Annotated in this window: 19 protein-coding genes; 9 read left to right on the top strand and 10 right to left on the bottom strand. The window is 44.3% G+C overall.

Annotated elements, in window-relative coordinates:
- Positions 1–70: 70 nt before the first annotated feature.
- Entirely contained in the window at positions 71–619 is a 549-nt protein-coding gene (gene gloA / locus E5672_RS10260) for a lactoylglutathione lyase (RefSeq protein WP_014950300.1), read from the bottom strand.
- A 170-nt stretch (positions 620–789) separates the two neighbouring features.
- The gene (locus tag E5672_RS10255) at positions 790–1,623 is read right to left on the bottom strand and encodes a YehS family protein (protein ID WP_240692207.1); all 834 of its coding nucleotides are present in this window, start codon (positions 1,621–1,623) and stop codon (positions 790–792) included.
- 60 nt (positions 1,624–1,683) lie between these two features.
- Between E5672_RS10255 and E5672_RS10250 the strand changes: the two genes are divergently transcribed.
- From E5672_RS10250 to E5672_RS10240, 3 genes are read left to right on the top strand one after another with little or no spacing between them, the layout of a single operon-like run.
- On the top strand, positions 1,684–2,193 hold the full coding sequence (locus tag E5672_RS10250) for a (2Fe-2S)-binding protein (protein ID WP_061095629.1): 510 nt from the start codon (positions 1,684–1,686) through the stop codon (positions 2,191–2,193).
- Positions 2,193–3,218, top strand: a complete 1,026-nt coding sequence (locus tag E5672_RS10245) for an FAD binding domain-containing protein (protein ID WP_136782105.1) — start codon at positions 2,193–2,195, stop codon at positions 3,216–3,218. Before E5672_RS10250 ends, E5672_RS10245 begins: the two co-directional genes overlap by 1 nt.
- Positions 3,205–5,418 carry a xanthine dehydrogenase family protein molybdopterin-binding subunit gene (locus E5672_RS10240; RefSeq protein WP_136782104.1) on the top strand — a complete coding sequence of 738 codons (2,214 nt, stop codon included), beginning with the start codon at positions 3,205–3,207 and terminating at the stop codon, positions 5,416–5,418. Before E5672_RS10245 ends, E5672_RS10240 begins: the two co-directional genes overlap by 14 nt.
- Positions 5,419–5,456: 38 nt before the next feature.
- On the opposite strand, the gene E5672_RS10235 is transcribed toward E5672_RS10240, so the two are convergent.
- The 3 genes from E5672_RS10235 to E5672_RS10225 form a co-directional block, all read right to left on the bottom strand.
- A complete protein-coding gene (locus E5672_RS10235; RefSeq protein ID WP_136782103.1) occupies positions 5,457–6,386 on the bottom strand; it encodes a dienelactone hydrolase family protein in 930 nt (309 codons plus the stop codon).
- A 123-nt stretch (positions 6,387–6,509) separates the two neighbouring features.
- The gene (locus E5672_RS10230; RefSeq protein WP_136782102.1) at positions 6,510–8,318 is read right to left on the bottom strand and encodes a DUF1223 domain-containing protein; all 1,809 of its coding nucleotides are present in this window, start codon (positions 8,316–8,318) and stop codon (positions 6,510–6,512) included.
- Positions 8,319–8,328: 10 nt separating this feature from the next.
- Positions 8,329–9,687, bottom strand: coding sequence for a radical SAM protein (locus tag E5672_RS10225; RefSeq protein ID WP_136782101.1), 1,359 nt, complete (start codon positions 9,685–9,687; stop codon positions 8,329–8,331).
- Here E5672_RS10225 and E5672_RS10220 point away from each other — a divergent pair.
- Both E5672_RS10220 and E5672_RS10215 read left to right on the top strand, forming a co-directional pair.
- Positions 9,686–10,729 (top strand): hypothetical protein, encoded by a 1,044-nt coding sequence (locus E5672_RS10220; RefSeq protein ID WP_136782100.1) that lies wholly within the window; start codon positions 9,686–9,688, stop codon positions 10,727–10,729. The genes E5672_RS10225 and E5672_RS10220 overlap by 2 nt on opposite strands.
- A 113-nt stretch (positions 10,730–10,842) precedes the next feature.
- A complete protein-coding gene (locus E5672_RS10215) occupies positions 10,843–11,400 on the top strand; it encodes a PepSY domain-containing protein (RefSeq protein WP_136782099.1) in 558 nt (185 codons plus the stop codon).
- On the opposite strand, the gene E5672_RS10210 is transcribed toward E5672_RS10215, so the two are convergent.
- Entirely contained in the window at positions 11,395–13,476 is a 2,082-nt protein-coding gene (locus E5672_RS10210; protein ID WP_240692206.1) for a TonB-dependent receptor, read from the bottom strand. The two genes, E5672_RS10215 and E5672_RS10210, sit on opposite strands and share 6 nt — an antisense overlap.
- Before the next feature lie 129 nt (positions 13,477–13,605).
- Positions 13,606–16,860, bottom strand: coding sequence for a VPS10 domain-containing protein (locus tag E5672_RS10205; protein ID WP_136782097.1), 3,255 nt, complete (start codon positions 16,858–16,860; stop codon positions 13,606–13,608).
- A gap of 427 nt (positions 16,861–17,287) precedes the next feature.
- On the opposite strand from E5672_RS10205, the gene E5672_RS10200 reads away from it, so the two are divergent.
- Positions 17,288–19,270 (top strand): tetratricopeptide repeat-containing diguanylate cyclase, encoded by a 1,983-nt coding sequence (locus E5672_RS10200; protein WP_161569387.1) that lies wholly within the window; start codon positions 17,288–17,290, stop codon positions 19,268–19,270.
- Between the two features lie 87 nt (positions 19,271–19,357).
- Here E5672_RS10200 and E5672_RS10195 read toward each other — a convergent pair whose 3' ends face one another.
- From E5672_RS10195 to E5672_RS10185, 3 genes are all read right to left on the bottom strand, one after another.
- On the bottom strand, positions 19,358–20,245 hold the full coding sequence (locus tag E5672_RS10195; RefSeq protein WP_136782095.1) for an SDR family NAD(P)-dependent oxidoreductase: 888 nt from the start codon (positions 20,243–20,245) through the stop codon (positions 19,358–19,360).
- Between the two features lie 464 nt (positions 20,246–20,709).
- Entirely contained in the window at positions 20,710–21,096 is a 387-nt protein-coding gene (locus E5672_RS10190; protein WP_136782094.1) for a hypothetical protein, read from the bottom strand.
- Positions 21,035–21,418: a hypothetical protein gene (locus E5672_RS10185; protein ID WP_136782093.1), complete on the bottom strand. Its 384-nt coding sequence runs from the start codon at positions 21,416–21,418 to the stop codon at positions 21,035–21,037. Before E5672_RS10185 ends, E5672_RS10190 begins: the two co-directional genes overlap by 62 nt.
- 14 nt (positions 21,419–21,432) lie before the next feature.
- On the opposite strand from E5672_RS10185, the gene E5672_RS10180 reads away from it, so the two are divergent.
- The 3 genes from E5672_RS10180 (at position 21,433) to E5672_RS10170 (ending at position 23,095) form a co-directional block, all read left to right on the top strand.
- Positions 21,433–21,858, top strand: coding sequence for a hypothetical protein (locus E5672_RS10180; protein WP_136782092.1), 426 nt, complete (start codon positions 21,433–21,435; stop codon positions 21,856–21,858).
- A gap of 307 nt (positions 21,859–22,165) precedes the next feature.
- Positions 22,166–22,483: a hypothetical protein gene (locus tag E5672_RS10175; protein WP_136782091.1), complete on the top strand. Its 318-nt coding sequence runs from the start codon at positions 22,166–22,168 to the stop codon at positions 22,481–22,483.
- A gap of 141 nt (positions 22,484–22,624) precedes the next feature.
- The gene (locus tag E5672_RS10170; RefSeq protein WP_136782090.1) at positions 22,625–23,095 is read left to right on the top strand and encodes a hypothetical protein; all 471 of its coding nucleotides are present in this window, start codon (positions 22,625–22,627) and stop codon (positions 23,093–23,095) included.
- Positions 23,096–23,256: the final 161 nt, after the last annotated feature.

The following is a 23,256-nucleotide window of genomic DNA, read 5'->3' as shown; positions in this document are numbered from 1 at the left end:
AACAGTGACTACTGATATTACTTGCTACTTAAAACCCAACTAGCAAATGGTACCGTAGTGCGTGCCTTGCCTACTTCTTCAAATGGGGCGCGCAAGTTGCGGATACGTTAGACGCGTTGAAAATTTCAATCCAATAGCCGTCTGGGTCTTTGATAAATGCAATCCCTTTCATAGAACCATCATTAAGCCCTTTCTGAAAAGGAACGTCTAGTGATGCAAATCGTGCACATGCGGCTTCTGCATCAGGCACATGAAAACCAATGTGCCCAAAACCTTTTGGCTCTGTATTTCCGTTGTGATAATCCACTGTTTCTGGTGTATCGCCCCAATTGTGGGTTAACTCTAACATGGCCGGACGACCAAAAGTTTGCTGAGTACGTTCGTCAACATCGTCAGAAATATCGGAGAAATCATCACCTGCCGCCAAAAAATAAAGGCTGAACTTCATTTCTTCAAAATCTAGACGCTTAATTAGCGTCATTCCCATAACTCGCGTATAGAAATCTAGCGAACGCTTGGGATCGGCAATGCGCAGCATAGTTTGGTTGAACACAAAACCTTGTGTAGCGGCATCTTTCTCTTCATACAGGCCTTCGGCCTTATCGAAATGTCGGCTCATAATAGTCGTCCTTAGCGATATAGATAATTAAGGCAAGGCAATCTTGCTTTGCCTAAAAACGAGTGCATAGAAGTGAGGGGTAATCTTCTTTTCACAACAGCACTTAGTCTATCCTCTTACGCGCTTTACCTCAGATGCGTTTTATACAACGTCTATTTTTTACAGCGCTTTTATTTTTTAGGGAGCTTTCCCCAAACCGAACCTGCATCACTCTTTTTCACCGGCGACACTTTAGAATTGGTGTTTTTGCCAGCCGCTTCTTTTTGTTTGCTAGCGCCTTTATTAAATGAGCCTGACTTAGTACCAGAAGTGCTTGGGCTATCTGATTTTTTAGGCGAAGTTTGTCGCGTGGACTCCGGTCGGTATTTTTTCACCATACCTTGCAACAAATTGCGAACCACTTGATCGCCAGCAGGTTTAAAGTTGCGATGGTCTGGCTTTCTAAAAAACGCCGACAGCTCACCTTTACTTATTCTGAAGTCTGCTAATTTAAGCACCGCTATCATATCGTCATCTTTATAACTCATCGCAATACGGATTTTGCGCAGCACTTCGTTATTGCTTAATCGCTCTTTTGGCCCCAGTTCTTGAGGCATTTTCCCTTCTTGACGACCACGGTTTTTGATGATCAATCCATCTAAAAACAGCGCAATAATCTTATCGCGACACGGTAAATAACCCTCTTCGCCTTCCCGCTTCATTACAGCATGTAAATAATCAATTTCCATGTCGTAGTTCACTAATTTAAAAATGCTTATGGCGGCGGTATCGTTTATCGCTAATGCATAACGAAGGCGACGTAGAACATCGTTGTGGATCATGAAAATGGGCCTGAAAAGTGGAGTAGCCAATAATTGGTATGGATTAAAGTGTAGCGCAACGTGCGCTTTCGCATATTTTACACTACTTAGCCGTTTGCATCTATCGCGGGCTGTCGGGTGCGTAATTTCTACCAACACATAGTGAAACCAAATTAACGTACTTGGCGTAACGACATTGTACATCTGGTTTCGCTCATTTCATCGGCGTACCGAAATTGAGCTCATTGGTAGAAGGATACTTCCATGGCAACATTAAATCTCAACGGGAAAGACGTCAGTATTCCCGATGATCCACGAACGACTTTGTTAGATTTTCTCCACCAGCATTTATCACTTTTTGGCACCAAAAAAGGTTGTGACCACGGTCAATGTGGTGCTTGTACCGTTATCGCTGACGGCAAGCGTATTAATGCATGCTTAGTGTTTGCATTCCAGTTAGAAGGCGCTGAAGTCACAACTATTGAAGGTATCGGTGAAGGTGAAAGTCTTCATCCGCTGCAAAAAGCTTTTATCGAGCGCGACGCGTTTCAGTGTGGCTATTGCACATCTGGTCAAATATGTTCAGGCGTATCCCTACTTAGGGAAATGAAAAATGAAGACCCTAGCGCAGTTACTTATAGTCAAACTCGTCACAGTAAAGCTTCATTGAAAGAAGATATCAGCGAACGCATGAGCGGTAACCTATGCCGCTGCGGTGCCTACCCTAACATTGTGGATGCTATAACCGATGTTATTGCTTTGGAGAGACAATAATGCAGCCATTCACTCTTCATCATTATAACGGCGAAAAGCCGTTGAGTAGCCTGCCCCTGGACACAAGATCACGTTTTTTGGCCGGAGGTACAAACCTAATAGACTTAATGAAACTACAGGTAGAAACGCCTAAAACATTAGTAAGTCTTGCGAAATGGGATAAAGCTAACACTATCAGCGAAGACGATAATTACTATTATATTGGCGCCATGGTGACTAATTCTGACTTAGCGAAGTTCGCTCACACGCAGCCCTCTCTGTCTTTACTTGCGCAAGCTTTATTAAGCGGTGCAACAGTTCAACTTAGAAATAGGGCAACCACGGCAGGCAATTTGCTACAACGTACCCGCTGTTATTACTTTTATGACACCACAAAAGCCTGTAATAAACGAGAGCCAGGCACTGGCTGTAGCGCATATGACAGCATGAATAGAATTCATGCCATATTTGGCACCAGCGAGAGCTGTATCGCCACACACCCTTCCGACATGGCCGTAGCCATGATTGCGCTTAACGCACAGGTACATACGCAGCAACCTGATGGCAACACGCGTCAAATCGCACTACGAGATTTCTACCGTGAGCCGGGCGAAACGCCGCACATAGAAACCCAGTTAGACGAAGATGAACTTATCACCCATGTCAGCATAAAGAAAAAAGCAAACGGTACTCAGTACTACCACAAAGTACGCGACCGTTCTTCCTATGCGTTTGCACTCGTTTCTGTTGCGGCTGGTTTGAAAATTGAAGATGGTCGTATTAAAGACCTTTCTCTCGCCTTTGGTGGTGTGGGCACCAAGCCTTGGTATCCGCAAAAAGCAATCAGTGTTCTTGAAGGCGCGGAACCAACCCAAGAAGTCATATTGCAATCCGCGGAAGCTGAGTTATCCGAAGCAAAAACGTTTGGCAGTAATGACTTTAAACCAGAACTATTGCGCAGGACGTTAACAAAAGTGCTTTTAGAGTTAGCAGAACATCAGGTAAAGCACCCAGGACATGAAGGAGCTTTATATGACAACGCATAATGCCAAAACTGTAGGGACGCCAGTTAATCGAGTTGATGGTTCAGCAAAGGTGTCAGGTCAAGCAAGGTACGCTGCGGAGCATATGAGCGATCGCACTCCTTTGATAGGCTGGGTTGTATCAAGTGATACTGCCGTCGGTAAAATCACATCCCTTAATACAGAGCAAGCGGAACAGGCCGATGGCGTACATGCAGTTATCACGTATAAAAATGCAGGTACTCTTAAGCCTTTTAGCAAGCCTGCGGATGAAAGTCGGTTTACTCAAAGTCGCGCCGTACTTAACGAACCTCACATTCGTCATTTCGGTGCGCCGGTCGCTCTAGTTATTGCTGATACGTTGGAGCAAGCACGCTATGCCGCAAGTCTAGTAACCTTCACCATAGACGGTGAAATACCAGATTTGCTAACAGAATTCGATGGTGCAACGCAAAAGCCTGCGTCGCTAGATGGTGGGTTTGAGGCAGATGCGTCTAGCGGTGATAAACCGCAGCAAAGCGATATCCAAGCAAGCATTAACGAAACTTATACTACACCAAGCCAAATCTCTGCCGCTATGGAGCCTCATGCCACGGTTGCCGACTTTAAAGATGGAAAGCTTGAGGTCTATTGTAGCGTTCAGATTATAGCGACGGCTGTTGAGGCGCTTGCGATTACGCTTGAAATGGACGCAGCAGACATCGTAGTGCAGAGCCCCTTTGTAGGTGGCGGGTTTGGCTCTAAGCTAGGTCTTCATTATGATGCAACGCTCGCTTGTATAGGGGCAAGGTATTTAGAGCGGGCTGTAAAAGTGGTGTTAAGCAGGCGACAGGTCTTTTATAACACCCCGCATAGAGGGCACAGCATACAGAAAATTAGCCTTGCTTCTGGTGATGATCATGCACTGTTAAGCGTACAGCACAAAAGCGCTATGCCAAAAGCCAAGGGCTATGAGTTTGCCGAAGCAACAGGTGCCGGCGCACGGGTTACCTATAAATCTCAGTTCATTGAAAGTACCCATAGGGTCAAAGACGTAGACCTGCCGCTTATCGACTCTACCCGTTCTCCTGGAGACGCCATTGGCTCCCTTGCTTTTGAATCGGCCATTGATGAACTTGCCCACGAAGCTGGTGTCGACCCGCTTACGTTTCGCATAAAAAACCTGCCGGTAGTTCACCCTATGAAAGGCACGCGGTTTACCACCCACAACTTAGGTGAGTGCCTTCGTCAAGGCGCGCAAAACTTCAAGTGGCAGCATAAAACACAGCCCACACCGGGTAAACAAATCGGCCATGGCGTAGCGAGTGCTATGCGTATGAATGTGCTGGTGGAAAGTTCAGCTGAAGTGGAATTGAGTGCTACCGGTGAGGTAACGGTTCGCACTGATATGACAGATATTGGTACAGGCACCTACACTATTCTCACACAAATTGCCGCCGATACTTTAAATACGTCGGTAGACAATGTCACAGTAAAACTCGGTGATAGCCGCTACCCTGCTTCATGTGGTTCAGGTGGCTCATTTGGCGCAGCAAGCTCTGGTTCGGCGGTTAAAAAAGCCTGTGAAGCGCTTATTGCGAATATTAAAAGCTCACTTCCACCAGCCCTTAGCCAAGCTGAAGTACAAATTTTAGATGGGCAAATAAAGTTAGTCTCAATTGCACAAGGTGATGATGATGAAGTAAGTAGTCCGGTATTACTCGCCAACTTTATGTCCGACAGCGACTTCCCCATATCAGCAACCGGTAAAGTATCCGAAGATGACACCAGCGATGATGAGCAGTATTCATGTGGCGCTCATTTCGCGGAAGTAGAGGTAGATGAATACACGGGTGAAGTTAGGCTACTCCGCCAATACGGTATGTTCAGCGCGGGGCAAATCTTGAATATGAAAACAGCTGCATCTCAAATAAAAGGGGGAATGGTATGGGGTGCTGGCTACGCACTTACTGAAGGGATCCATCACCATAGAGACACGGCAAGCTTTGTAAATCCAGATTTTGGTGAATATCATGTGGCAGTCAATCGGGACATTGCCGAAGTTAGCCTGGATTTCTTACAAGAGGCAGATTATGCCGCATCGCCAGTGGGCGCAAAAGGTATTGGTGAACTAGGCATTACTGGAGCAGGCGCCGCCATCGCTAACGCAATTTATGATGCATGCAAAGTGAGAGTACGAGACTTCCCCATTACCATGGATAAAATAATCGCAGGTAAAAACTAAGCAAAAAAAGCGGCCTAACAAGGCCGCTTCACATTTTACTATTTCAAATGGCTATCAAAAAACTCTACCGTTCGACGCCACGCTAATTCAGCATCTTTGGGACTATAACGACTTGTTGAATCGTTGTGAAAGCCATGCTGTGCTTTAGCGTAAGTAAAAGCCTCGTACTCAGCAGCATTTTTTTCTAATACTACTTTGTATTCCTCCCATGTAGCATTCACTCGCTTATCGTTTTCAGCAAAGTGAATCAATAAAGGGCCTTTTACTTGATCGACTAAGGGCTGTTTCGCTGGAGTCCCATAGAAAGGAACAGCAGCGTCCAACTTGTCAGGTATGCTGGCTGCTAGAAAATTAGCAATATACCCACCAAAGCAAAAACCTACTACACCAAGCTTGCCTGTGGTTTTTTCGTGCTCTTTTAACCACAGTGCTGCCGCTACCATATCTTGTTCTATCTTGTCCTTATCAAGGCTCTTTTGCATAGCACGGCCATCGTCATCATTTCCCGGATAGCCTCCTAACGGAAACAGCGCATCAGGAGCAAACGCTACATAGCCTTGCATAGCTAGCCTTCTGGCTACGTCTTTTATGTAAGGGTTTAGCCCGCGATTTTCGTGTACCACTAAAACGCAAGGCGCAACGCCAGATTCCGGTAGACTAGTGGGCTGCACTAAATAACCGCCGCCTTCACCATGGCCTTTGGGCGAAGAAAAAACTTCGTAAGTCGCTTTAATTGCGGGGTCGTTAAACGAAACCTGTTCTGCTTTGGCATAGTCAGGGATCAGTGCGCCACCAATAGCGCTCACGGTCAAACCTGCAACTGAAAGCGAAGCAAGCCTGGTTAAAAACGTTCGACGGTCTATATCCCCGTGGGCGTATTCATCGTACCAATCAAACGCCTGTTGAGGGATATTTAGCGATGCTTCTTGCGGTGTTTTTTGCGGTTTTTGGGAGGTATTTTGCTTCATCTGTTTTAACCCTAATGTGGTAGCACAAACACCGTGCTCCGGAAATTGTCGATAACATCTACTCTACGTGGGATAGCCAAGAAAGCAAAGCGCAATTCTTTTACAAAGCAATAACTCTTTACGTCACATAGACTTAGTACCTTGTAACCACCAAGACGCTGCAACTTGTAGTGGCGAGGGGTCGTTAGTTTCAGAAACCCAAACAACGAGGGCGTGTTTTTTGACTTTTATATGAGTATTACTGGGCAAGGGCAGACTAGCCACATATTGCTGAGCATGAGCATTGTCGCCGTTACTACTCAATAACGCGTTTTCATAATCGACTACTATAAAGTCGTGAGTGAGTTTACGCCCCGCGTTTTCTCCCCGCTTGACTGAGGTTTCTATGCCAAAGCCAAGTAACGCAGCGTGAACAACTAGCATGTTCGATGTACTTCTGTTGATATTGTTGAAGGACACCTCAATGATGTTGTTTTGAACTGAAGCATAAAGTTCGCCAGACAGAGGGGCGACTCGGTTAGGTAACGGCTGCCCCCTAAACCATCCATTCCAGGCGCGACCGTTTAAAGCAAAACCTGGCGTAGCAACGGTGTTTGCTTTGCCTACACGCTTGTAGTCTCGCTGTCTTTTGCTAAAAGCACTATCGGCAAATGGATCTTTCCAGCCAAAATAATCCCAGTAATCCACGTGAAAGTTAATGGGAACCAGCTCTGTCCATAATTTATCGCTCTGTACAAACCCTGAAATCCATTTTTCCGCAGGCGGACAGCTGCTGCAACCTTGGGATGTATAAAGTTCCAAGACGGTTGTTTGATTGGGCGAACTGGTAAGTGTAAAAGGCGTGTTTGTTGATTCATTGGTTGCTATATTTGTTGCTAAGTTTGTCGCTACGTCTGTTTCTAGCAGCGGCCCAGATAACAGCTTAGATAACGGCGCTAATTCGGACACTGGAGCATGTGCAAAACCTGCAGTTTTGCTTTCATTAGTATGCAGAGTAAGGGCAGCTATAACTATGGGGTTCGTTGTGGCTTGACTTGAAGCATTATCAACGTCGCTATTTGTAGATGTTGAAACCTTCGGTTTTTCCGGTTGCGCATTGATACGCCAGTCATAATCAATGAACCGTAGCTTATAATTGTTAGGAATAGGTTCGGCTAGATACTGGTTAATGTATTGTGGCAAGTGCTTTACTTTGCCTGAAGCGACAAAGTCTTCTGTATAAAAATCTAAGATTTCCGAAACGTATACGCGCTTTTGCTTATCATCAATGTAAAAGTGTTTCGTATCAGCAAAGAACTCATGGGTGGCTTGTTCAAGGGTGTCGTCTAAGGTTTCTGCATAAAATGGCGTTTGCGGTAGCCTCGGGCAATCTTTTACCATGCAGTTAAGCGCAAAATGGGCTCTGGGCTCGTTAAGCGGTCTAATCACATCATTTTCATAATCATATAAATTGGTAACTTTATTGCCAATAACCACATCGCGAAATTTGAAAAAAGCTGCCCGCGAAAAGAAACTAGTGAAGCCATTTGGAATACCTTTTTCAATAACACCGTACATGGCTAACGCATTATAGCTATTGATATGATAGGCCATCACAGATTGTGGTGTGTCGAACAAATCAGGTGTAACTTCAGGGCTGGCAAAACTAATAAAAGCGACAACGTTTTTAAGTGGCGCTATATCTTTAGATAACCCTTTGAAGTCTGTTCGCCCCTGCTCATCTACATAGTGTTGGAGCACATATTCCCAATCTTGCGTTGCCTTGCGGTAGGCCTGCTTAAGCTGCGCTATTTCTAATGGTGTAGCGCTGTTAATATTTAACCCGCTCTCAGACGCTTGGCTACTGTTGGCAGTAGGTAAAATATACAGCAGCAACATGGACAAGATAATGGCTAACATACGCTCAGATTGAGCAAATCGATAAGACTTCATGATCGTTTCCTTACACGCTTTTGGCTGGATGGTGGCGCTTGTCTCTTGCAGTAAGCGCTTTTGCCGACAGGGAACTAGGTGTTGTTGTATCCGAGATTTGGCGAATAGGGATAATATTGTTTTGTTTGTAGCGCTCTCCCAATGGCTGGTATTGCTTTACCTGCCCATGGCGGTCGGTATATGTCAGTGGTTTTAATATATGCTCATCGCGCTCGGCATTGTGCTTGCACATGGAAACAGGGCCATCTGCGGTCATTACCATAAATGAACACGCATCAATTCTGTCTTGCTGAAGAGCGTTGGCATCCATAAAATTCTGAACAAAAAACGACAGTTTGTGCACACGTCCTTTGCTTTTGAAAAGGCTGCTACGCATTTCAAACAGCTTCGATGAGGTCGCTTTTGCCAGCTTCCAAATCCACTTTGGCCTAGCGAGCAGTGCTTTACTGTAATCCCATATAATCTGTGCCGTGCCGTGTTGCCGTGTTGTTTGTATGTGCTTAAATTCTTCAATAAATTGCGCAAACAATTGGGCGTCATCAACGACAGAATAGACCTGCTTATCAGCCACTAACGTTGGCATGTAGCTGTGACAGTCGCTATGACCAATACGCACTTTCTCCCACGGCAGCGCTTTGCTAATTGTTTTTTCAATAGCAGCTTTCACGGTTATGGGGTCAATTATATCCGCTCTTGCCCCCCACTCTCCTCTGCCTGTTTCTGCCTGTAATTGGAACGAGGCGAAACTTACAGCGTCTGCATGCTGCACAAAAAAACCCACCAGCATGGGCAATTCTTTGAAATTATCGGTGTGCACTGTGGTGTTAAAAATGATCATGAGCCCCAAGCCTTTGGCCCGTTCTATGTATTCTTCACGAATAGCATTTAGCGATGCTTCATCAACGAAACCTTTACGTTCTTGGGTGGTATCAACGTGAAAAGCAACATCGTTTAAGCCAACTTTAGCTAAAGCTGTTAGCAGGTCACGGGAAGCCGCAATACCGTTGGTGAAAAGTGCGGTGTGTAAACCGAGCTTATTGGCATATTCAACGATTTCAATTAGCTCACTGCGTTTTCTTAACGTGGGGTCACCACCGGTTATTTGTACACTAGTACCAGGGCCATAGTGATGAAGAATGCTGTCTAATCGCTTAAACACTTCTTGAATAGGAATGTCACGAACCGCTTGCGAATGTTCAGATAAATAGCATAAGGTGCAGTCAAGATTACACTTTTGCGTGATTTCAACAGCAACACAGCCAATGGTGTGGGTACGGCCCAACAGTTGGTTAGGAGTAAAGTGTTCGCCCATGCGCTCTCGAGTCGAGGCAAGCTGTTGATTTCTTGTGTTACCAGGGGAGCACGCCATGTCAATGCGCCTTTTTCAAACTACTCAGTGTCAACAAAGACCTTTCACACACAAAAATACTTTCATGCTGTGCCGTTTTTTTGCTCTGAGTTTGTTGTCATGCAACGCACTAGCTTATGCTGAAACAACAGAAAACAAGTCGCCATTAACTAAGCCACTAACTTCGTTTAAAGAAGTGAAAAAGCGTGTTTTTTCAGACCCCTACCCGGCGCTTCCGCAATATAAAGTTTCACGCAAATACTTTGATGTTGACGGTAAAAACCTGCTGCTAAGTCACGCTAAAAGAACCCTTTCTTCTAACGCAAACTTTATCGAATTAGGCACCAAGCATAAGCTTCTTCAAGCTAATGGCATTTGCTTCGCCGGCACATGGAAAATGAATAATAGCAGCCCTTACTCGGGGCTTTTTCAAGCACGCACAAACGTGCCTATTATCGTAAGAGCGTCAGTCAGCTTAAGCGGCACAAAGCAGCGAGATAAGCGTGCTTTTGGTATGGCAATCAAGCTTTTCCCCAATGATCAAAGTACGGTTACTGAAAACATATTTTTAATGCACTCGCTGGGTGGCACTAAAACCCAGCATGTCGCCAACTTACCTTTAACTAACGAGCCTGCACTGGGCGAATTGCCGCCTTTTAGTCAATTGCTAACTGCATATCGCTTGGAAAGCGATCTTGAAGAAGCTGATAAGGGGGTTAGCGGTGAAAAAGCGAATGCGCGTTTTAGACCTGTTTCGCATTTGGCAGAAGTAGTGCTTCCCAACAACGACAAAGCGAAGAGTGTTACGCAAGGCCCTTACTGGCTAAAAGCGTCGTTGAAACCTGATACTCCGCTTGTGAATAAAGATGACTTTCGAGATGAATTGGCATTACAGCACTACCCAAATAAGACGCTATCTTGGGTTTTATCTGCTGCCAATTTTAGAGATGTGGGAATAGATAAAGCCCAATGGCAAGAGATAGGTGAAATCACGTTGACTGAGTCTGTGGTCTCTCTAACCTGCGACACAAGTCTTCACTTTAATCACCCTGCGATAAAATGACGCGAAGCAATTCCGTTTAAACGGGTAAACCTCGCGTTAGAGTGTTTTTACTGCCTTTCGAGATTACCGTATAGTGTAAGGTGTATTTATTATTTCGTTTTAAGTGTTGTTTCATGCCCGCGTCTTTTAGCAAAAACAGTCGTAAATACAGTCGCAATATTCACTTGTGGCTGTCGCTGATTATCTTTATTCCTGTGATCATTGTTATTGCTAGCGGCCTATTATTGCAGGTTAAAAAGGAATTCGATTGGATCCAACCTCCAACACAAAAAGCGCAAATACTTCAAACCAACGGACCTACGATTTCCTTCGACGACGTGCTACACGCTGTAAAGCAACTGCCTGAGGTTAGTTTAAATAGCTGGGACGATATAGACCGATTAGACGTGCGCCCCACAAAAGGCATCATTAAAGTGCGAGGGAAGAACCATTGGGAGGTTCAACTGAACGCACAAAATGGAGATGTACTTCAGGTTGCCTATCGACGCACAGACACCATTGAAGCTATTCATGACGGTAGTTGGTTCTTTGAAGGTGCCAAGCTATGGCTGTTTTTGCCAGCCGCCCTTTTACTTTTTGTGCTGTGGGTAACGGGCCTTGTCATGCTGTACAACACACTGAAAAGCAAATATCGAAAGAACAAATTTCGTCAGCCCTTAAACAACTCATAACAGATAAGTTATCGCCAGTTGAACACTTTCGCCCTGCGCAAATGCCGCTTTGTCATCAGCACTGGTGTAATACTGTTGATTGGTAACATTGCTCCAGCTAGCTTGAAGTTGAACCCGCTCGTTTAACTGCCAATCAACGCCCATATCCAGTGTAAAAACCTCATCGAGCGCTCGTTCTCCCTCAGCGATATCTGTCTTGCTTGCGCGATAAGCAAATACCGCAAACAAACGCATAGCTTGCCATTGAACACCTAAATCGAGCCTCTGACTATTTGCAGGTATGTCTGCAATGCTGTTACCCGAGTTGTCTTCACCGCTGATCCACATTCCGCTAAGTCGCGCGTCTAAGAGGCTATCTGATGACTGCCAGCTTAACTGGTAGCTCGCCCCATCTATGGTTGCACTGTCTAAATTTGCATATTGAAGCACGTCTTCTTCAACCGTTATACGTTCAATGTAATTATCGATTTGCTGGCTAAAAAATTCGAGCGAGCCTTGCAGTTGCTCACCGCTGTAGGCAATATTCGCCTGCACATTTAGCGCTTGTTCTGTTTCAAGCTGTGCACTACCTAGCACCGTGCCACGTGGCGTTTCGCCAGCGTAAAAGCGCTCAGTTAAAGACGGGTTTCGAAACGCGCTAGACACATACACACCGGCCGCCCAGTAAGGAGAAAGCCGATAATTTGCGCCCAAATACCCACTTACATTGGTATTAGACTGGGCATCGCTAGATTGGGGTGTACTGGCAATTGAATCATCAGACTGGTGCTGCCAGTCAACTCGAACTCCAAGGGCAAGCGACAAGCGTTCCCACTGATGTGAAGCATCGACAACCGCCGCGGCATTAATCTCGCTTGCATCCAAAGTACGCACTTCATAAGCAAGTTCTGATGCAAATGCGTTTGTTATTTCACTGGCCGTTGTGACGTTAGGTGATGCGCTTTCCGCTGGGGTTAATGTGAATTCTCTCTCATCTGCCACTACGCCTTCTCGACCAGAAACTTGCCACTGCCAATTCAAATCCCAGTCTTTCAAGTGAGTATCTTTGTTTATATTAAACCCATAATCAAATGCCTCGTTTTCGCTATCGTTGATGCGACTTTCTGGTCGCAACACCGAGGTGTCTAGACGAGATTTATGCCACCAGACATTCCCAGTAAATAGATGGCTTTCAAACGCTATTTTGCCAAGCCAATGCGTGTTTTTTGGGTAGGTGGTTATTCTGCTTTCTGGGAAGTCACTGCTCGACTTACCGATGTCGTTGTTGTCAGAATAAAGTGTCCACGCTTCTTTTATGATCCTGTCTTCAGGTCTGTGCCTAAGAAACAGGCCTGTTTGTTCAAATTGGTCAAGCAGCGGATTGCCATTCGCATCTTCTCCATTATCAGCGCTTCTGTATGAAATGTTCCAATCTGTAATGCCTGAACTGTCTGTACTATTAACACTAGCCGCAGTAGCACTGGTGCCAGCATAGCTCACTGCTTTCAATTGCTGATTACTGCTGTAGCCCACCATTAAGTAAGGCCGTTGGGCAGATTCAATGTGTAAATTAACTGCACCACCAATCGCCCCGGAACCTAGGTAAGTGGAAGCGGCGCCCGGTAATACGGATGCTGACGCAATAAAATCAGGTGGAACAAAGCCAATACTTGAGCCTGCCCGCCTGTCGCTCACAATAGGTACGCCATCTAACAGAGTTTGAATTCGCCACCGAGAATACCCTCGAATACTGATACTTTGTATTTGCCCTCCCTGCCCATTTAACGACACAGAAGGGGACTGAAGCAGAACGTCATTGGTGTGCAAAGGCGATACTAAACTGCGCTTATCAAACTCATATTGTGGGAAAATGCGCGAAAGCGTTTCGTCATAGTAGGGGCGTATGGCTGTTACGGTGTAGCGCTCAAGTTCATTATTCGGTTCACTTTGTGCAAAGCTTGGTACAGACAAAAGGGATAACGAAAGCGCCGACCAAACCTGCGACAAACGGAAAATTGGAAGAGTAGTAGATACAGGTTTGCCTGATGGGCGTTTAACAAAAGCTGAAGAATTTGATGCAAACAAAAAAGAAAACAATGACGGTCTCGCTACGCGATACATACAAGGAAAAATCGATATGTACCGAAAAGTTGGTAAAAACAAAAAGTGAAAAGCGCGGCAGTAAATCTACTGCCGCGTGTTAGGTACAATGCTCCCCAGTGACCGCTATTTCGCGATTACAGGCAGACCAGCAGTCCATGGACCACCCGCATCAAGCACTGCCTGCTGCAGCTTCGGTACAGCGGTGTTTTGCAAAGTGCCGATGCGCGTTACTACGCCATCTAAACTGTCTTTTGCATAGCCAAGCTGATCCTTGTGCTGCTGTGTCGGACCGTAAGAAGAGCCTAATGCCGAACGCGCATAGCGCAAGCGACTCATAATGTTCGCCGGCTTAATCCCCATTTTGTCGCGAGATTTCAGACCGAAGAATGCTCTATTTACGGCATTAATTTCTTCTTGAATAGCAGCAAATTGCGCCTCTAGTTTAGCAACATCATTAGGCGTGCGGTCAATAGCGGTACGCAATAAGCCCATTGTATCTTCAAGCTGCGTTAACACTGTCGTTGAAGAGAGTGCACGTTTTTGAGCACTGCTTACGTCATTTGAATAAGCAGCTATTTCCTCATAAGTCGCACCCTCAAGCGCGCCCTGATAGATAGGCTGTAGTTCAAACGAAACAGCTTCAGAAAGTGGCGTTACCTTAGCATCAACGCGCTTAAATAAAGTAGCGGTATAGGTGCCTGGCAGTGCCATTAAACCTCTGTCCTTACTTTCTTTATCAGTAAGCGGCGTTGTTGACGTATGCTTCATATCCCAGGTGATGCGATGTAAGCCTTTCTTCACTTTACCCTCTACACGCTTTATAACGTCGCCTTCGCTGTCTTTTATTTCAACGTAAATAGCGGGTGCCGCTTCTTGATTTTCTGCCTCAACGGCCTCCCAGCTTGGATATTTAGGGTATTTCTTGTCTTCAATTAGCTTTTTCTCTGCTTCCTGGCGTTTTTCTTTTGCCGTAAGCAAGCTGTCTTTCAGATAATAAGTAAACGTTGCACCGTGCTCAGGGTTCTCGGCCACAAAGCGATCGTCACCGTCGGAGTCTGTGTGATTGTCATCTAATTGGAACCACTTAACCGGACGGCTCGGGGCAAACAAAATAGCCTCTTGCTGCATCGACTTTTCAGTTAACGAACGCAGTGGCGCGTAGTCATCAAGAATGTATATCCCACGACCAAACGTGCCTGCAACTAAATCGTTCTCACGACGCTGAATTTTCACGTCTCGGGTTGAAATGGTCGGCATACCACCGTCTAACTCAACCCAGTCTTTGCCTCCATCTACCGAGAAAAACACACCGAACTCAGTACCGATAAACAATAAGTCTTTGTTTACGTGGTCTTGCACAATGCGCCACACCAGGTGCTTTTCAGGTAAGTCATCGGCCAATGAAGTCCAACTTTTGCCTAGGTTAGTCGACTTGATCAGATAAGGCTTGTAGTCACCATATTTATGATTATCAAGCGCCACGTATACCGTATTGGGGTCAAACAAATCTGCGCGAATATCGTTCACATAAGAATTGGCTGGAATGCCCTTAATGTCATCTAGCTCAATCTTTTTCCAAGATTTACCACCGTTTGTGGTTACTTGAATAATACCGTCGTCGGTACCCGCCCACAGTATATTTTCGTCAACCGGGCTTTCAGCAAAGTTAGCAATGGTGTGAAATTCGGTCATGGCGTACAGATCCCAACCGGCTTCCACTGACCACGTACGCCCCATTAGCGGCGAATGCATGCGATTGCCATTTTTAGTCAGATCGCCCGACACCGCCGTCCAGCTATCACCGCGGTCATCGCTTCGCCAAACCCGCTGTGAAGCAAAGTAAATACGCGCCGGATCATGAGCTGAAACATTTATCGGTGCATCCCAGTTGTATCGTTCTGCCGGGTCTCCAGGCAGCGGTTGAGGCTTGATATAAACCCCCTCGCGAGTCTTCATATCAATGCGAGTTAAATTACCCTGCTGCCATTGCGAATACATAATATCCGGGTTGCCGGGCTCTGTCGCAGGGCCATGCCCGTCGCCACCTAGGGTTAAGAACCAGTCTTTGTTCTTTATTCCTTCCTCTCGCATGGTGCGCGAAGGACCGCCTTGGGTAGAGTTATCCTGTGCGCCTGCATAAACCTTATAAAACGGCTTAGAATCGTCTGGCGCTACTTTATAAAATTGCGTAAGTGGTAAGTTCGCCATAAAGCGCCAGTTCGCCATTCTGTCGTGAGACATATAGATACCACCGTCAGACCCCATCAATACAAAATCTGGGTCTGTAGGATGGAACGCCATGGCGTGATCGTCTACATGCTTGCGCTTCGTATTAATAGGCGTCCACGTTTTACCGCCATCATCCGACACTTTACTGTAGTTACTGGCAATATAAACACGGTCAAACTGATGTTGGTCAGCGAAGATTTCCTGATAGTAATGAGGGCCCGTTCCACCGCCTACTTCATCTGACAATTTAGTCCAGCTAGCACCTTGGTCGGCTGAACGGTAGAAGCCACCACCGCGATTATCGGTTTCAATGGTGGCATAAATCACATCTGGGTTCATGGGTGATATGGCCATACCAATTTTACCCATGTTGCCTTGCGGTAAACCTGTTTTAAGCTCGGTCCAGGTTTCGCCGCCATCGTTAGAAGTATGAATACCAGCGCCTTCGTTAGTGCCCACATAAGCGCCAATTGAACGCTGGCGTGCCCAGGTTGCAGCATATAGTTTGTCGGGGTTACGCGGGTCTATAAGTAATGACGTTACTCCGGTCCATTTATCAGCTGGCTTTAGTACCTGCTTCCAAATTTCGCCACCATCGGTGGTTTTATACAAACCGCGCTCGCCGCCGCCACTCCATAGTGGACCTTGGGCAGACACCCATACAATATCTGGGTTAGTTGGATGGATAATAATATCTGAGACATGCTCTGACTTCTTCAGCCCCATATTTTTCCAGGTTTGACCGCCATCTAACGACTTATATACCCCGTCGCCAAAGCTGATGTGACGACCGCCGTTATTTTCGCCCGTTCCCACCCAAATAATATTTGAGTTGCTTGGCGCAATGGTTACGTCACCAATAGAATAAACCGGTTGATCGTCAAAAATAGGCTTCCACGTTGTGCCCGCGTTAGTGGTTTTCCAAACCCCACCCGAGCCGACCGCAGTGTACCAAGTAGACGGGTTGTTCTGGTCAATTGCAATATCGGCAATACGGCCCGACATGTAAGCAGGCCCAATGTTTCTAAGCTCCATGGCTTTAAACGTTGAACTGCTAAAAATACCGCCTTTATCGTCTTTGTCTGCGTAGGTGGGTGAGCATGAAAGAGCAATTGATACCGCAACTGCCGCTTTAAGAAGCTTCTTCATTATTATTATCCAATGTGTGTTGGTAGAGCATCGTGCTCTGTTTAATTTATAGTAATACCAGTTATAGCATTACTAACAAATGCTTGAAGTTACAATGTAACGCACGACCAACAGCACAATACGAAAGTTAAATACATGCAGCGCGTAACTTACAGCAATCACCACTTTGTCAATAAACAGCGTAACTCATAAGAATTTGAGATAAACGCAATATTAATGAACTGGGAAATTGATACTTGTATTTAGACTTTTTTATTTTTTAGTATGAAAAAACACTGACTGTTGTTTTCAACATTAAACAATTCAAAATATGCACAAGAAGGGCAGTGTTAGAAATTATTTGCTGATACACTGTATGCTTCGCGAGCATTATCCTATAGTTAGTGCACGTTATATCCAGTTAGATAATGGTAGTGATATAGTTTCCGTGAGATTGGTTTCAAACCGCTTTTTTTTCCTAATATTTATGCTGTTACTCGGTGTACCGCTAGAGGTGGGCGCATCCCTTCCTGCGCCAGAAAAACAGCGCAATACCACTTATTCCAACGCTGTTAGCATTGAATCACTTAGAGAACGAGCTTTAGCCTTGTATAAGAAGGGCGACTACAAACAAGCCATCTCAACCTTTCTTGCGATTTCTAAAATATTAGAAGACCAAGCTCAAGAGGCCGATTTATCAACCCTAGGCAGAACATATACTTACATTGCTCAATCTTATAAAAGACTTAAGCTGCGCGAGGAAACAGCGGCTTTTTATAGAAAAGCCTTGGCCACCTACAAACGTATTGATAGTAAACGTAATATTGCACGCACCCTAAATACCTTGGCGGAAGCTGAGCGCTACCTTGGTAATTTGGATACTTCATTGAATTTAGTCATGGAAAGCTTACGTATACATGGAACTATTGACGATGAAGAAGGCAAAGCCAAAGCGCATATGGGCGCGTCGATTATTTTGCGTCACATAGAAAATTACGAATTGTCGCTTGAGCATTTGAAGCTGGCTTATGCCTATTTCAAGCGCGAAAATAATGCCGTAGGAACTGCGAAAACAGCGAACGAAATAGCTCACCTTTATGGACGTTTAGCTTCTTTTGAAGAAGCAAAGTCGTTTTATGAGGTCGCCCTGCAATATCCCGCAGATCAACTTCCTCCCGCTACCATAGCGACAGCTTTGCGAGAGTTGGCAGAAATTGAAGTAATAGCCTCGAACTTTCAAAAGGCTCGTAGCTACGCAAAGCGTGCCATGGCTATTTACGAGACGTTAAACGCCCCCGAAAAGAAAACCGCTGTTTTTAGGATCATTGGTGATTCTTATCAAGGTGAAGATAACCTCAACCAGGCTATTTACAATTATCAGGCTAGTTTGGATATTGCTAATCAACTTGATAACGACTTGTTTAGAGTGAAGGCGCTTTTGCCAGTGGGTAACGTTTACTTAAAGCAAGACTTAGTTAAGAGTGAACGTGCTTTCAAAACCGCGCTGACGTTTTCTAAAGATTTAAAAAATAAGACATATCGCTTGGCTGCATTGAAAGGGCTACGCGAGGTATATACTGCCACAGGTCAATTCCAAGATGCCCTTGAGTTTGCTGAAAAAGAGCTGGCATTAACCGAGCAAATACAATCTGAAAACAGTGATAAACTTCTTGAAATAGCCAAAGCGAAATTGCTGTCATTCAAGCTCGAAAATGAAGTAGAAGCGTTGAAGGAGCAGACTCGTTTAGACGAGTTAGAAATTGCCAGGAAAAACAACGAAATTGAAATCTCGCGAAAAGAACAACAAATAGCCAACCTTCAGCTTTCAAAAGAGCGATACGCTAAAATTATGTTATCGCTTATAGTCATTGTTCTGGTAACCATTGCTCTGGCTTTATATCGAAGCTACGTAACGTCACGACGTAAAAATGAGAAGCTTCATTACCTTGCCACACATGACTCACTTACCGAATGTTTTAACCGACGCTACCTGTTTGACTCATTAAGAAGTCTTTTCGCACAAGCACCTGCCTCACACTCTGGCTGCCTTGTGATGATAGATATTGATCACTTTAAAAAAATAAATGATGACTTCGGTCATAACGTAGGAGACGACGCTCTTAGAGGCGTTGCGCACGTACTGCGCCAGAACATTTCCGACGGCGATGTTTTGGCTCGTTTCGGCGGCGAAGAGTTCTGTATGGTATTGCACAACACTTCGCTAGAAGACGCCATGGCCGTGAGTGAAAAAGTGCGTGCACAAATGGAAAACCATACCTTCGGAAAGATAAAACTAACCTGCAGTATTGGTGTTACTTCTCTAGCATTTGGCGCTTCATCTCCCACAGAACTTATAGAGCAGGCAGATAAAGCGCTTTTCTTTTCAAAAGCAAACGGACGCAACCAAGTTAATGCTTATAGCGCTACTTAGGCAACTTTCATCGGCACTGCTTAAGCAGCCTGCCCCCACACTCCACCATTATTATCATCAAGGTGGTTAAATTAACAAACAAACCTCTTAAAACGTAACAATGTCGTCGTCTTTTAAATGTCCTACCACGGTGCTTGACTCTGCATCTTTAAATGCTTCATCAATGGCTTTAAATCTAGCCGTAGTCACCTTGCGATAGTTTGGGTGGGTATAAATATATGTTTGTTTTGATTTCAGCGCCTCTATTACACGCTCTGCTAGCATCGAGGCAGCAATACCCGACTCTACCGCTTTAGTTGCTGCTTGGGCGCCAGCTTTAAGCTTCTCTTTATCAATGCGCTTTTCCGCCGCCAAAGCATATTTTTGTTGCCTGTTTCTATACGACTCATGAATACGGGTTTTAACGAATGCTGGGCATAGTACTGCGGTATGAATACCGAAGGGTTTTAGTTCCGGCACCCAGCTTTCTGTCATCGACACGACCGCCGCTTTTGATGCACAGTAAGCTCCCGCATATGGCATGCCCATCATACCTGCCATTGACGCCACGTTTAGTACCCATCCACCCTCTCCGTGTTCTTTTAGCGCGGGTACGCAAGCTTGAGCACCATAAAGTACGCCCATTACGTTAACGTCCATCACCCAGCGCCAAGTTTCATGCTCTGAATCTTCCACTTTACCCGGCGTGCCGCCCACACCAGCATTATTGATAACCATATGTACCTTGCCAAATTTCTCTTTGGCATTTGTTACTATGTCCTCCCACTGAGAGTAATCAGTAACATCTAGGGCACAAGTCAGTACTTCAAAACCTTGTTCGCGTAAACCCTTGCTAGACTCGGTTAAAGCCACGTTATCAATATCACCCATAACAATATTCATGCCCTGCTTCGCAAGCACTTCTGCCAACGCTAGCCCTATGCCACCAGCGGCACCAGAAATGATGGCGGTTTTACCCGCAAATTCATTAGACATCCTACTCTCCTATTATTGTTGTAACGCCGCAGGCTTGTTGCGTAGAGCTTCTAAACAAACCAAAAAGAAAGATTCTTTCGTCTAGTTAACTGACACCTACGTCAGCAATACAGCGCTTGTAGTCACAAATAGATTAGGGGGAAACCAACGGGGAACATACTTTATTTGGCTAATTTAGAATGCTTCACGAAATTGATAGGTGGTTTGACGATAATAGTAGTAACCAACAGATATAAAAATGTATGAAGATATCGATTTAAGTTGCAGTATGGAAAGCTGGCGACGATAAAGGGCAGCGTGTTCACCGCCCTCTATCTGGGTAAAAAAATTTGAGACCTTTTTATTTCGCAGGCATCACATAAACTTCTCGAACACATGCCAATTCATCTGCGTTTACGTGAACTAGCTAAGAAGAATCTAGCTCAAATCTAATCTGGCAGCGGCACCTAAAAAACGGGTAACTGTCAGATCAATGGTGGGAAATCATCAAAAGCATGGACAGTGGTGTGCTCCGGTAAGTGAAGTACACCTTCTCGTAATGCCTCAATGACTATCGGTATAGCCATTTGCTCACAGACAACACCTTTAGTTCGTTGTCTGTATTCATTCAACCATTTTTTAAATAACGCTGACTCTCGTGAGTCTGGGGATAAATTAACTTCAGATTGCTCCCACAACAGCATATGGCGGTATGCGCTTGTGACATCGTTAGCTAATTCAGTTGGTGGCATTAAAGTTTGTAGCTCTTCATAATTTCGAATGATATCGACCCAGTGTAAAGACGCTTTTTCAGTAGAAGTAAGAACATGGTTTAAAGCAGGGGGGATAGCCGTTACTTTGAGCCTGTTCATATAGTTGCTCAATGAACGTCGAAAGAGAAAGTACTTCTGGCGCATCGACGACGAAAGTACCTTTTTCTCTCATAGCGGCCAGTACAAGTGATTCAGACCTCTCTTTAGCTAGTCGATTGTTGGGGTGATTATCGCGCTCATTCTTATTCCTCGATATAAATAGAAATTCTATGAGGTGAAAGTGACAGTTGGGATAAGCCAAGCAAAAAACGCCTTTAGTCACCCAGTCGTTTTGCAAGTTGAGCGTAAGCTTTGTAAGCATTCCGTAAATGGCAATGTAGTTATCGTACTGCTGTGCAATATTTGTACTGGAATTGTTCACTATAGGGAATCATTATGAATCGTTTTTTAATCTTATTTATCTTATTGTCTGGCTGCTTAGCGACTTGTTCAGTGTATGCTTGCTCATCAAACTGTGTTGATGTTCAGATGTCGGGTAATATTATGACTGTTACTGGTTATAATGCGAAAGGTGAGGCTGTTTACATCAAAACTGTATCGATTGCTGCCACCGATAGTTCAAGTATTAATGCGCTGTCAACGAGTGATGAGTTGGCAAGTTCAACATCTACTGGGTCTGATTCATCTTCTTCAACGACCATGTTAGCAAATGGTGGTAAAGTAGTGGCTACCACCTATTCATTCACAACAACCACAAGTATTGTAATAGTAACATTTACTGCAATATATGATGCAAGCGGAAATTTGCTGTCACTTGATGTAGATAGAAAAGAATACTCCAGATTTGAAATGGCACGCTAAGTCGAGTTGTGAAGTTACTCTAGAAAATCAGTGAGGCCTGTTTTTAAGCATTCTACATCAACCTCACTTTTAAGCTTCACAATTAATTACCAAAGAAAAGAGCCGAAATTAGAGTCCTGAGTTTGGTTTTTTTTCGTTAATACTATTTGCTGCTCAATCAGAATGCAGACTAAGTATTCTGATGATTTCTTCTAGGTATTCGGCGAGAAGCACTAATCATCCGATTCTATTAAATGATTTGTATGATGTGCCAATACCGATTCAAAAATTTCGGTAATAAAATTCTGGCCTAGTTGGTGCGGAGACATTGGAAGAAGCCTTAGATTTCCTACTGTCACCTAACTGCCGCGACTATGAATATGACGTAGAACAAGCCAAAGAGAAGTTAGCTAACGATAATTTCAATAGCACTGAGGTGATAATTCAAAGTTTCGCTAAACGTTTCAAAAATTACGACCGGGAACGTTTGTTACTCATTGTCGAACTGGCGTTTAATGAAGGGTGGGAGTCAGCAAAAAAATCAAAAAAACGAACAGGCAGCCCACGTAAAGAAGCACTTAACCAGTCTGATTTATATAATAGGTTACTGCCCTTACCTGGCGAGAATCAGCTAGACAATGAATAGAGATGTAAAGAGCTTGTATGTTGCATCCAAAAGACATCTACAGATAGTGTTAAAGTAAAAAATTCAAATTCACACATGATAAGTATAATTATCATGCGTGAATATAAGCAGTGAATTATTGTTGATAAAGAGAAATCATTAATGAAGAAAGTAATATTTAGACGAACACTCTTTAACTCAAATCTAGTTGTGCTGTTAATTACATCAGTAATAGGTGTTTTTTTCTATGCTTTAAGTAATGAAATACCCGAAGAGTTAATATTTAAAGTATGGGTCGTTATCTGGGCGACACCATTTATTTGGGTTTATGTTATTTTTGAAATTTATACGGTCTCGAAATATCCTCGAGAAGTATCTATTGATGCGAAGCAAGAGTCATTACTTTTTGGGGATGATATTGCCCTTTTTCAGTCTAATATTTCTTTTGGCTTGATAAAGCAGACAATGGGCAATTATTCGTTGTACATTGAAGTGGTATCCGGCCAGAAATATAACTACAAGCCCTATTATAGTGCGGTAATCAATTCAATAGAGTTACAAGAAATTCTTAAACATTTTCCAAAAATTAAAGTAGTAACTGGTGAATCGACCACCCTCTTACAAAAAACATAAACCACTGTTTTAGATACACTTAATAAAATATGAACGAGCTAATCTTTATCGAATAACACAAAGATTATTTGCACTATCCATGAACGATTTACAAAGAGGGTTAAGCCGTCTTCTTCATTTTTATGTATGAAAGAATACAGACGCGTACTTGTCGAGAAAGA

The organism is Alteromonas portus, from assembly GCF_005117025.1.
Taxonomy (GTDB): Bacteria; Pseudomonadota; Gammaproteobacteria; order Enterobacterales; family Alteromonadaceae; genus Alteromonas; species Alteromonas portus.
This window is presented reverse-complemented; position numbering and strand designations above follow the sequence as displayed.